At 38.7% G+C, this 12,328-nt stretch carries 8 protein-coding genes; 6 read left to right on the top strand and 2 right to left on the bottom strand.

What is annotated here, in order from left to right; translation table 11 throughout:
* The first annotated feature begins 409 nt into the window (after window positions 1-409).
* From AC1WHX_RS06415 to AC1WHX_RS06390, 6 genes are all read left to right on the top strand, one after another.
* The gene (locus tag AC1WHX_RS06415) at window positions 410-3,337 is read left to right on the top strand and encodes a SusC/RagA family TonB-linked outer membrane protein (protein WP_303115849.1); all 2,928 of its coding nucleotides are present in this window, start codon (window positions 410-412) and stop codon (window positions 3,335-3,337) included.
* A 20-nt stretch (window positions 3,338-3,357) separates the two neighbouring features.
* Complete coding sequence (locus AC1WHX_RS06410; protein WP_303115846.1) at window positions 3,358-4,806, top strand: RagB/SusD family nutrient uptake outer membrane protein; 1,449 nt, start codon at window positions 3,358-3,360, stop codon at window positions 4,804-4,806.
* Between the two features lie 18 nt (window positions 4,807-4,824).
* On the top strand, window positions 4,825-5,616 hold the full coding sequence (locus AC1WHX_RS06405; protein ID WP_303115844.1) for a DUF4843 domain-containing protein: 792 nt from the start codon (window positions 4,825-4,827) through the stop codon (window positions 5,614-5,616).
* Between the two features lie 13 nt (window positions 5,617-5,629).
* Window positions 5,630-7,174, top strand: coding sequence for a PKD-like family lipoprotein (locus AC1WHX_RS06400; RefSeq protein WP_481229019.1), 1,545 nt, complete (start codon window positions 5,630-5,632; stop codon window positions 7,172-7,174).
* 63 nt (window positions 7,175-7,237) lie between these two features.
* On the top strand, window positions 7,238-9,817 hold the full coding sequence (locus AC1WHX_RS06395; protein ID WP_303115841.1) for a zinc-dependent metalloprotease: 2,580 nt from the start codon (window positions 7,238-7,240) through the stop codon (window positions 9,815-9,817).
* A 61-nt stretch (window positions 9,818-9,878) separates the two neighbouring features.
* Window positions 9,879-10,940 carry a BACON domain-containing protein gene (locus AC1WHX_RS06390; RefSeq protein WP_022390093.1) on the top strand — a complete coding sequence of 354 codons (1,062 nt, stop codon included), beginning with the start codon at window positions 9,879-9,881 and terminating at the stop codon, window positions 10,938-10,940.
* Window positions 10,941-11,009: 69 nt separating this feature from the next.
* Here the strand turns inward: AC1WHX_RS06390 and AC1WHX_RS06385 are convergent, their stop codons facing one another.
* Complete coding sequence (locus AC1WHX_RS06385) at window positions 11,010-11,588, bottom strand: PepSY-associated TM helix domain-containing protein (protein ID WP_303115839.1); 579 nt, start codon at window positions 11,586-11,588, stop codon at window positions 11,010-11,012.
* On the bottom strand, window positions 11,575-12,102 hold the full coding sequence (locus AC1WHX_RS06380; RefSeq protein WP_009317963.1) for a hypothetical protein: 528 nt from the start codon (window positions 12,100-12,102) through the stop codon (window positions 11,575-11,577). The genes AC1WHX_RS06385 and AC1WHX_RS06380 overlap by 14 nt, the downstream gene beginning before the upstream one ends.
* Window positions 12,103-12,328 lie beyond the last annotated feature (226 nt).

Genomic DNA, 12,328 nt, shown 5'->3' with positions numbered 1-12,328 from the left:
ATCTATATTTGCACACCATTTTAAGAATCACTCAAAATATCACAAATGTTTATCATATTATTAAAATGCGAGAAACAAGTAAGAAAACGGTTAAAACCGATAGAAATTTTATAACGATCGATGCAAATAAATCAAATAAGTAATGTCCGATAATCGGATACAAATTTCAATATAAATAAACAGTCGAAAGAACATAACCTAAACTGTGTTATCGATATTATTTTTCAGCAAAGTTTTTTGATTTTAAAATATGCTACTTACTAAACTATAATTTCTTAGAATATTACTCATGCAAAAATATCTTTTTATTTTTTTGGTATGTTTATTCTCCGGACTCCCGTTATTTTCTCAAAATAATGATAAGGATACAAAAAACTCAAAAGAAAAAACTTCAAAAGAAAGAACTTTCATGGGAGTTGTAAAAGATCAGTCGGGTGAACCTCTTCCGGGAGCTGTGGTATACGTCAAAAGCAAACCGGCATCAGGAACTTCGACAGATGCATACGGAAATTTCATATTAAAAAATATTCCGGAAGGTAAGCAAATCATCATTATCAGTTGTTTGGGTATGGAGCCCAAAGAATTTACTTTCACCGGACAAAAATCTGCGATAATCATTCTGGAAGAAAAGGTAAAAAAAATACAGGATGTCGTGGTTACCGGTATCTATGTTCGTAAAAAAGACAGTTTTACCGGTTCGGCAACAACTTATTCAAAAGAAGATCTAAAGACAATCGGTACAAAAAACCTAATTCAAAGTTTGAAAACTTTGGAACCCTCACTAAAAGTAATGGACAATAACACTTGGGGTTCTGACCCGAACCGAATGCCGGATATGGAGATTAGAGGGAAAACCAGTATTGTCGGAGAACTTTCTTCAGATTATGACAATACAGCCAACCAACCGCTTTTTATTTTGGACGGAATAGAAGTCACAATAAATGACATCATGAACTTGAACATGGACCGTATCGCTAACGTTACAGTGCTAAAAGATGCAGCATCCACCGCAATATACGGGTCAAAATCTGCCAATGGGGTCATTGTTGTGGAAACCGTAAAACCCGAACCCGGACAATTAAGAGTTTCTTACAGTGGAAACTTCCAATTGCAGATGCCTGATCTAACAGGATACAATCTTATGAACGGAGAAGAAAAGCTACAATACGAACTTCTCGCCGGACGTTACACGGCTAAAGACAATATGGAAAGTCAGGATGCATTAGACGCCCTCTATTACAGCCGACTGAAAGAGATAAAAAGAGGCGTAGATACTTACTGGTTGTCAGAACCTTTGCGAGCGGTCTTCAATCACTCTCACAACCTATATGTAGACGGAGGGGACAAAGCCATGCAGTATGGTATAGGACTAAGCTATAACGATGAAAGCGGAGTAATGAAAGGTTCTGACAGACAAATTATGAGCGGAAACATCGACCTCACCTATCGCAAGAATTCTTTAATTTTCTCGAACAAATTCAATGTCGATTTGGTAAACTCAAAGCGAGAACCGGTAGAATTCTCAAAATTTGCCGAGGCAAATCCTTATTACAGAAAAACGAATGACGACGGTACTGTATCGGAACTGTTAGAACCTCTTGATGTTGCAGGAGAACCGATCTATAACCCCCTATATCTTTATAACATCGTTAACAATGATGCCACTAATGACATCACTTTACGAGACAATTTCAGCATTATATGGCGATTTCTTCAATCGTTCCAATTGAGAGGCCGTATAGGAATCAGTAAGTTGATCTCTCAAAATGAAGCATTCAAGTCTCCGAGCCATCCGGATTTCACAGGTGTAGATAAAAAAGGTTCTTATTCTAAAAACGACAGTGAAACTTTTTCTTATAATGGAGACATTACGCTAACTTACGGTAAAGTCATTAAAGACAGACACCAAATAAATGCCGTAGGAGGATGGACTTTTAGTGAAAAAAACACCAAAAACTCAGGATATTCCGTTTACGGATTTACCAGTGATCTCCATCAAAACCCCCAATTCTCTGCAGGATTTGACGAGGGCGCAAAGCCGACATATAAAAACGCTACAAGTCGATCGACAAGCTTCTACCTAAACGGAAACTACTCATACCGAAACAGATATATGGTCGATGCAAGTTTACGTTTCGACGGATCGTCTGTATTCGGAGCTCAAAAGTTGTTTACCTCAACTTGGGCAGCCGGTATCGCATGGAATATCAACAATGAACGATGGTTCCAAGTCGATTGGATCGACCTTCTGAAACTGAGGTTCTCGATAGGTAATCCGGGCAACCAAAACTTCGATGCTTATCTTTCGTCCGGAACATATATTTATAACCCCGAATACCAAAATCATTTCGGCACAAGTGCTATTATAGAAAAATTCGCCAACAAAGGGCTGGAATGGCAAAAGACAATTGACAAAAACTTCGGTATAGATTTTGAATTTTTGGATAGCCGTCTGAGAATAGGCGGAGACTATTACTATAAAGTAACCGATCCTCTTCTGGTTTCTATCCCTATGCCTCCATCTGTCGGGACAGACAAGATATATACCAATTTCGGCGGACAGATCTCCAAAGGTTTCTCCGGAATGATTAGCTATACAGCAATAAAACGCCCCACGACACGGTTGAACTTTAATCTTACTTTCAGTAACGGAACTTCCGAATACTTCAATATCGGAAATAAGCTCGACTTCATGAATGAAAAAGGAAGCAGCACATCCCTCCGTCGTTACTACGACGGAGCAAGTCCCGACGATATATGGGCTGTACGCTCGGCAGGTATAGATCCGGCGACAGGACGCGAAGTTTTCATTAAAAAAGACGGGAGTTATACATTTCAATACGATGCAAATGATGAGGTCGTTGTAGGATCTACAGCAAAAGATCTCGAAGGAGTTTTCAGTGTATCGTTCTATTACAAACAATTTTCCGCATCCGTCAACTTACGTTACCAGTTAGGAGCACAGACTTTTGCTTCTGCTTTATACAACAAAGTCGAAAATATAACAGAACAGGGGATGTATTATAATCAAGACAAAAGAGCCCTATATGATCGTTGGCAGAAACCGGGCGATAAGGCAAAATTCAAGGCTATCAACAACTTTGAAAGTACCCCGATGTCTTCACGCTTCGTAATCAACGAAAATGTACTATCCGGTGAATCTATCAGTTTCGGTTACGAAACCGCCGGGAAATGGGTACGAGCAATAAAGGCTCAAGGTGTTTCTTTCCGTTTGTATATGAATGATATTTTCAGAATATCCTCATTTAAAGAAGAAAGAGGGACTGATTATCCGTTCTCCAAAAACGTTTCTTTATCTGTAGGTGTACGATTTTAATTAGAAAGGGATCATAGGTTATGAAACAATATGTCATTATTATCACACTAATATCGGCACTCTTAGGAGGAAGCTCTTGCAAAGAGTGGCTGAAAGTTGACTCGGAAGATCGTATTATGGAAGACGCTCTTTTCCAAAGTGAATCGGGTTTCTTCACCGCATTGAACGGTGTATATGTACACCTGCTAAATACCAACTTATACGGAAGAACTTTAACGGCAGGGACATTCGATATATTAGCACAATACTACGACACGACAAAACCGTTAAATTCTCATACATACAGATCTTTAGCAAACTTCGAACTCCAAGCTAAAAAAGATGCGGTAGCAGATACTTGGAAAGAAGCCTATTTTCTGATCGCCAATATAAACACGATATTGGAACACTGCGAAAACGATCGTTCGGTTCTCTCCGAATCTAACTATGAATTGATAAAGGGAGAATGTTTGGCATTACGCGCGATGTTGCATTTCGAGATGTTTCGCATTTTCGGTCCGATCTATTCCTACGAACCGGGAAAAGTCTGCATTCCATATTCAGATGATACAGAAAAAAATGTAAAGCCTTTATTAAGTGCAATAGATGTCGTAGATAAAATATTAACGGATTTGAACCAAGCCGAAAACTTATTATTAAATGTAGATCCGGTCATTACCAAAGGTCCACAATCCAGTGCCGAAGGAAATAACAGACTGAGATACAGAAATCTCCGTTTAAATTACTTTGCAGTTCAAGCATTAACCGCACGAGTATATCTATATGCCGGAAATACGACAGAAGCCGGGAGATATGCACGGAAAGTCATTTCCGGAGCATCTAAATTTTTCCCGTTCGCAACCCGTGAACAAGTAAACGGACAGGCTGCCACCGGTACTGTGAATCGCGAAGCTGAAGACCGCATATTTTCTTCAGAAGTTTTGTTTGGAGCTTATAATACACAAAGATCTACCGATATATATGACAAGTTGTTTTCTAATAAACTGGAACTTAAAAACCTCCTTACAATGACTGAAAACGGCGTAAAGGCTTTATATGATGATGAAGGAGATTTAAGGACTTGTCACTTTCAGGCTCTGCGGGATATTGAAGCAAATGACGGTCGTTTTTTTGTTAAATACGGCTTCGTAACCGACGGTGATTTAGGATATGCATCGATTATTCCCATTTTACGAATCTCGGAAATGTACCTTATCGCAGCCGAATGCGAAAAATCTCTCACATGGGTCAACGACTTGAGAAGTGCAAGAAAAGCAGCACAGGTCTCTTCTGGAGGAAGCCTTGACGGAAGTATAGAAGATGAATATGTGCGGGAGTTTATCGGTGAAGGTCAACTATTCTGGTATTATAAACGAAAAGGAATTACAGAAATACCCCGATTATACAACAGGAGTGCAGGAGATATGAAAATAGAACTATCGAACTATCAATTTGATCTCCCTGATAAAGAGTTGGCAGAGCGTAAATAAAATAATGAAAAAAGGAAAATGAAGAAAATCATATTTCTGAATCTTATAGCTATTTTAGCACTATTTACCGGATGCAGGGAAGAGATACCCGAATATTCCGGAGCTTCAGGTATCTATTTTGCCATGTCCAAAACGAAAGGCGGATTGGATGACAGCAAATTAGACTATACCGATAATACGAGTTTACCGTTTGCTGTATTCGACAAAGAAGATTCTATACTGATTGTCAGAGTAAAAATCATCGGAGAAACTGTTCCACACGACAGAGAAGTATTTATTGAAGTCGTACCGGAAAAAAGTACGGCTATCGCCGGAGAAGATTACGAACCCTTACAAGAAAAATACTATGTAAAGGCAAATGAAATCTATGCCCAAATACCGATTCACTTCTATAAAAAAAGTTCATTAAAAGATAATGAACGAACACTTCAGCTTCAACTGAAAGAATCAAAAGATTTCAATCTGCCTATGCCATATTGGCTCGCACCCAACAGTTCTGACAAAACTGGTATAGACGTCATACACCACACGATCTCAATCAGCGATAAATGGGTAAAATTACCGGGATTCAACGAATATTTTTTAGGTCCTTACTCTGAAAAAAAGAATAGGCTTATTTGCGAACAGTTCAATTTGACACTGCTTGATTTTTTAGAGCCTATGTCAACCGTAAAAATAAGAACATTGGGAATCAAATTCGATCAATACCTAAAAGAAATGGAAGCTAAAGGACAGACCATTTATGAAGATTACCGGGACTCCGAAGGGAATCTTGTAAAAATGACTGCCGGAGAAGGTATTCAATATTAAAAAAGAATCGACAATGAAATATAACGCTTATCTATTGGTATTTTGTATGTTGTTACTTTCGTCTTGTTTTAAGGACAAAGGGAATTACGACTATGCGGACATCAATGACATCACGATCGGAGATAAAGGATTTGCAGCCGATACGATTTACAATGTACGGGCAAATGTAGATAGACTGACGATTACACCGGAACTGAACTTCTCATTAGACCCCGAAGAAAAAGGATCTTATAAGTATGAGTGGGTCGCTGTCGGAACTCAAAAATATCCGGGAGAACGTTTTGTTCTCGGAAACGAACGAAATCTGGACTGCATCATAACACTTCCGGCCGAGGCTTTTACCCTTTACCTAAAAATAACCGATCAAAACACCAATGTAGTGTTCAGTAAAAGCGTAGAACTGAATGTGAGTACATCATATACCAAGGGATGGATATTGGCCTGTGAAGATGACGCCGGAAATGTCCGTGTCGATATGCTGTCGATAAGCCGGGATACTTTGCATTTAAAAAATATACTGACAAACAGCAGTAACGTTCCGCATAAAGATATTAATCTGATATGGGTAGATAATAGCCCCGAATTATATGAAGAACAAGTTTATGTATGCACGGCACATAATACTTTCAGATACGGACGTGATGAATTTGACCAGCCTACGGAACTTACAATTTTCGATCCGGATCAAAAAGGATACCGCAACAACATAGTTATTACGGATATTCAAAAATTAAAAGACAAAAGAGGAATGTTTCTCGCTGATGGTAAAGCGTATGTTTTATCTAGTTCGAACGAAGGAGAATTCGGAAATCCAGTCAGCTACTACGAAGAAGAAAACGGATATAGATATTTCAATATCGGGGACAAAATAGCTTGTAACCGTAGTGGTGAAGATATATCTGCCGCTGTCATCGATCAATTCATTCTATATAATACCGATGACAAAAGATTCACCTATCTAAGGACTTTGGCCAAGAGTATGAAAGATATGGCTGATAGTGACGGCGACAACACGTTCAGTTGGAATACCAAAAAGGTTTTTGCGCCTGACGGACTCGATTTTGTAACTACAATCAATTCGCTTTTTGGTAGCGGGCAATCTGCTACATTACTAAAAAATCCGGTTGATGGCAAACTATATCTCTATACTTACACGATTACACGTACCGGAGGTTCTGCTACTAAAGGCGGGAAATACATGGTTTCAGGAGCAACGAATATAGACCAATCTGAACTATTCAGTTTAACAAACCGACAAGGATACTTGATATATGCAGCCGGAAATACGTTATACGGTTACAATTTCAGAAACGGAAGTGCAGCTGTCGAGCTTAGATCTTTTCCGGGCGAAAAAATCACGGCAATCTTCAATGATATTATCTCGGATCAGAAAGATCAAGACTTCTTTTATATCGCCACATATAAAGAGGGACAGGAAAACGGAGGAACTTTAAGAAAATATCAGGTAACCGACTCGGCAGATAAAATAGAAATTACCGATCAAGAAACATGGAAAGACTTCTCCCGTATAAAGAATATCGCATTTAAACAATTTTAAAAGATCAAAATAACAAATTTATTCTTCAACCAAAATCATTAACTATCATAAATTATGTACAGTATGAAATACAAGTTGTTTGCTTTGTTGATTTCATTATCAGTAGCTCTGCCAGACGCAAATGCGGGATGGTTTAAGCGAAAAAGTAAGAAAAATAAAGGTAAAACCGAACAAACAGCACCAGCAAAGAAAAAAGATAAATTTGCCGATGCTATTCAAAAAGCGACACCCCACGACGGAGTATTTAAAGCATGGGTTACACCCAAAAACGAACTTCTTCTGGAAATAACACCGAAAAACTTGGATAACCTGTATTTGTTGGCAAACCGAGTATCGGAAACCAGTAACAGTTCAAACTTTACGGCAGGCGAAATGTTAGGAGATCCGTTCATGTTCTGTCTTTCAGCAGACACAAGCAATGTATATATGCATACAGTACAAACTTACGATAAAGTAAAAGAAGATGATGCCATCGCTGCTTCTTTCAAACGGAATTTCAATAATCCGATTTTAAAAACATTCAAAATAAAAGCCTCTCGTAACGACACTTTATTGATAGACGTCACCTCATTTTTCGTATCGAACGAGAAATGTATCACCCCGATCCGCCAAAGTGTCCGCACAAGAGAAACGATGAGCGCCTCTTATGATGCATCAGCCTCAAGATTAAAAGAGGTAAAAAGCTTTGAAAAAAACATAGAGATTACTAGTATTCTGAACTTCAATATTACAGATGGAGGATATACCCTCACAATGCGCCGTTCTATAATAGAGCTCCCCAAAGAACCGATGAGAAGCCGTTATCAAGACAATCGAGTAGGATACTTCAGTTCTGGTTACTATTATTACACATCCGAAGCAGATAAAATTTTACCCAAAGAATTTATTCACCGCTGGCGTGTAGAACCGAAAGAAGAAGACTTGGAAAAATATTTCAAAGGAGAACTGGTAGAACCTAAAAAACAAATTGTCTATTATGTAGATTCCGCATTTCCTGAAAAATGGAGAGGAGCAGTAAAAGCCGGTATCGAAGACTGGAACAAAGCCTTTGAAGCAGCAGGATTTAAAAACGTAGTAGTAGCAAAAGATTATCCAACAGACGACCCGAATTTCGATCCGGACGATATTCGTTACAATTGCGTACGTTATATGACCAATGACATTGCTAATGCCGCCGGGCCGAGTTATATCGATCCGCGTAGCGGAGAAATTCTGGTTGGTGAAGTCATGTGGTATCACAATGTAATTTCGTTAGTCCACAATTGGCGTTTTTCCCAGACCGGAGCAGTAGATGCACGTGTCCGTAAAATGATTTTCGATGATGATGTAATGAATGAGTCTTTACGTTATGTAGCATCCCACGAAATCGGCCACACACTCGGATTGATGCACAATATGGGAGCAAGTTACTCTTTCCCCGTAGACTCCTTACGTAGTCCGTCTTTCACACAAAAATACGGAACTACTCCGAGTATCATGGACTATGCCCGAAATAACTATGTTGCACAAAGAGGAGATTTTGAAAAAGGTGTACGGATGGTTCCGCCACTAATGGGGGTTTATGATATGCACGCTATCAATTGGGGGTATCGTATCTTCAAAGATGCAAAAACTGCAGAAGATGAATATCCTTACCTGAATAAAATCATCACAGATAAAAAAGGAGATCCGATGTATGAATTCGGGGCACAGCAGCTATTTCTCAATGAAGACCCTACCGACCAAACTGAAGATTTGGGAAATGATCATATCAAAGCCAGTAACTACGGTATCGAAAATCTGAAATATATTATTTCGAATATCGATAAATGGTTTGCTCAAGAAAATAAAAACTACGATGATATACAAGAAATGTATCTGGCCTGCGTAAGTCAATACATGAGATATTTGACTCATGTAATGCCTTACCTCGGAGGAGTGGAATATAAAGATATCGTACAAGACGGAAAAAGCAATTATGCAAAACGGTATATTACAAAAGATAAACAGAAAAAAGCGATGATATGGCTCACAGACCAAGCACTGAATTGCCGGAAATGGCTTCTTCCTGAAAACATAATGAGAATTACCGGATTGGAATCTAACCTCTATGACAACTTCCAATACTCTATTGTAGGGAGAATCTTAGGTCCTGGAATCATGGGAAGCGTTTATGAAGGAGAACGTTCAGGACAAGAAAATCTATATACATTAGATGAGTATCTGAAAGATGCGACAAATGCGATATTCGTAAATACGATTAAATCAAAATCCCTGACTCAGGAAGACATGAATCTTCAAAATGCCGCAGTTGCAGCATTGATGAAATACTCCAACCTCGACCCGTCTATGAACAAAGGATTAATGGGTGGATTGGCTGATCCGGAACAAGAGTTGAAAAAAATGATGGATTCGGTAGCAAAAGAAAGCAACGCTTTTTGTAAACAACACGATAAATGCAGTTTTCATAAAGAAGAACAATCTTATGCCCGGCATAATATGACTCCTGCAAAATTATCCGCAGGTGTCGGTCGTCCGATTATTACCGCAACTTTGAAAAACATATTAAATCTGTACAAAGCAAAGAGAGGTACAGGAGATGCTCGTACAAGAGCATACTATGATTACCAGATCACAGTTATTCAAAAATTGTTTGACAAATAATAACTAATGGGAAGCGGCAGTTACCGCTTCCCCTATTTACTAACTAAATAATAAATGATCTATGAAAATTACTGATCTGAAATTCTTAGTCATCGCTTTATTAACAGTAACATTTTCATTTACATTGAACAGTTGTTCAGATGACGATGATGACAAAAAGGGAGAAGAAGTAAACTACACTCTATCTTTAGCATCCGAAGACGATGCTTTACTGGAACTTCCTACCGACCAATTAGTCGATACGGTCGTTCACATCACGACAAATGCTCCCGCAGAATTGATCAAGGTAGAAGCTGTCGAAAATAACGGTTCTTGGTGTACTGCCAAAGTATTGAATAATACGACCATCTCGGTAAAAGCCGGCATTCATACGGAAAGTGACGACAGAACGGCGACATTCAAAATTACCGTACCCGGTGCAGAACCCGTTGAATTTACAATAACCCAATTGGGAACTGATACTCAAAATACGATCATTTTATCGGGTGTCCCCATGGAAAATAACATGTATACTTATACCACACCTTATAAAGACGGAGCTCCATTCAGTTTCGTTATTAAAACAAATGCCGGACGTTGGAACATGACCGTAGAAGATTGGAACGACCCTGAAGATGGAACCTATACACCCTGGTATAGTATCAACAAGACTAGCGGACGCAGTGGAGAAACAGTCGAAATCAAATTTACCCAAGCAAATGAAACCAGTATGATGAGAAATATAACATTAAATATCAGCGCAGGAACAGCAGAACCTGTGAGCATTTCCATCATGCAAAATCCTATGCCTGCAACAGAAATCACGGTTTGGGATGCAAATTGGGAAACAACAATCGCAAACAATACATTATTGAGTTTCAATGCTAGCGACATCAGCACAAGCAGAGTTGAATACGGTATCGACGCAAACGGAAGCATCGATGTAGCAATTTGTACTGCCGGAACATCAAATCCCATAACAGAAGAAGAATCTTGGTTAAATGCAAGTTACGGAATATACGGGAATGTTGTTATATCTCCCAAATCTGCTAATACCACAGGAGCGGACCGTAAATTAGATGTTGTATTAAAAGGCGGTGACGTTGAACTTTTCCGCATACCGGTAGTTCAGAAAGCCAACTAATATTTTTCCCTATTATAAAAAAACGTTCGTTTCAATAAACGAACGTTTTTTTATAATATCAAGTCTATATCAGCTTAAATAAATCAGGAACAAAACGGGAATTAAGATTCCTATTATAAATTCGATTCCTCCTCGTCCGATAATGCCCTTATTTCCTTTATTCATAAACAATCCGGTAATCGTTATGATAATCAGAGATACGGCAAACACATCGGAGAACCATGTCCACCAACGCATCGGATTATAATGCAAACGGTTGAAAGCACTCAATATCGGACGTTTTTTTACCGACTCATATAAAGCTTTACCGGTATTCATATCGACCTCCAAAGAAGAGCCACCTTTCAAAAAGACTTTCATTTGCTGATCCCCGAAATAATAGTGTTTCATATAAGCATTCTCTTCCCCGACTTGATCAAGTAAAGCCAAAGTCTCCTCTTTCGACACTTTTTCCTGTTTCGGGAAATCGCCCTTCAACATAATTTCAGAACGAGAAATCCGATAATCCGAATTAAAATCACGTTTATGGTTCAATGCAATACCTGAAACCGCATAAACAATTATTATCCCGGCAAAAATAAAGGATAAATCCCGATGAATGATCCGGAACCACTTGCGTATCTTAGCAGAAAAATTATTGGACGGCATATTCTGAAGCAACGATATGATACTGACTATAATAATTCTTGTTTTCTTTTTCGGCACGTTCCGCTATTGCTGCCCGAATTTCGGCAATTTGCTGTTTCAACATTGCTACCGCCTCAGGATTACCTTGCGGAGTCTTCAAACTTTCATCTAAACGGTGCTCCCAATCAGAAAGAAAAGCTTCATCCACTCGTTGTTCATTAATAACGACCTTTACACGAACGTTATTATTTCTCAGGTCATTGCTGAACGAACCGATTTGAGGTCCGGCCTCTACATTGACAATCTGAGTCGTATCACTTCCCATCAAAGTAATATGAGAACCGCCATGCCCGCAAATATCGACACAAAAACCTTCAACCTCTACCGTATCACCGATCAAGGAGTCTTGCAAAACCAACAAACTATCTACCTGATACACTTCATCTGCGATCTGATCAGAGGTTGTCGTTTTGGGCTGACACGCTACGACAAAAGAGAGTACCAATAATGATACACATAAATTTACTACTTTCATTTTTTTATTTATTAAAATATTTGATTTATTTCTGCATAATAAATATTTATACACTACAAATATACTACTTACTTAATTAATTTCAATATAAAATTAAATATATAAAAAGGAGAATGTTTATGAACCTGATCACTATAAAAGACATATATAAAAACCGGGACGCATATCTGAACCAGGAAATTCAGGTAGGCGGCTGGATACGCAGTCTTCGCGATTCCAAGGCTTT

The sequence above is a fragment of the Coprobacter sp. genome, from assembly GCF_982436375.1.
Note: the sequence above shows the minus strand (reverse complement) of the source record. Positions and strands in the feature narration are given on the sequence as shown.

Excerpts from the sequence above, each read along its gene's own strand:
- AC1WHX_RS06390 (WP_022390093.1), top strand. The coding sequence starts at position 9,879 with ATGAAAATTACTGATCTGAAATTCTTAGTCATCGCTTTATTAACAGTA.
- AC1WHX_RS06400 (WP_481229019.1), top strand. The coding sequence starts at position 5,630 with ATGAAATATAACGCTTATCTATTGGTATTTTGTATGTTGTTACTTTCG.
- AC1WHX_RS06380 (WP_009317963.1), bottom strand. The coding sequence starts at position 12,102 with ATGAAAGTAGTAAATTTATGTGTATCATTATTGGTACTCTCTTTTGTC.
- AC1WHX_RS06385 (WP_303115839.1), bottom strand. The coding sequence starts at position 11,588 with ATGCCGTCCAATAATTTTTCTGCTAAGATACGCAAGTGGTTCCGGATC.
- AC1WHX_RS06410 (WP_303115846.1), top strand. The coding sequence starts at position 3,358 with ATGAAACAATATGTCATTATTATCACACTAATATCGGCACTCTTAGGA.
- AC1WHX_RS06395 (WP_303115841.1), top strand. The coding sequence starts at position 7,238 with ATGAAATACAAGTTGTTTGCTTTGTTGATTTCATTATCAGTAGCTCTG.
- AC1WHX_RS06415 (WP_303115849.1), top strand. The coding sequence starts at position 410 with ATGGGAGTTGTAAAAGATCAGTCGGGTGAACCTCTTCCGGGAGCTGTG.
- AC1WHX_RS06405 (WP_303115844.1), top strand. The coding sequence starts at position 4,825 with ATGAAGAAAATCATATTTCTGAATCTTATAGCTATTTTAGCACTATTT.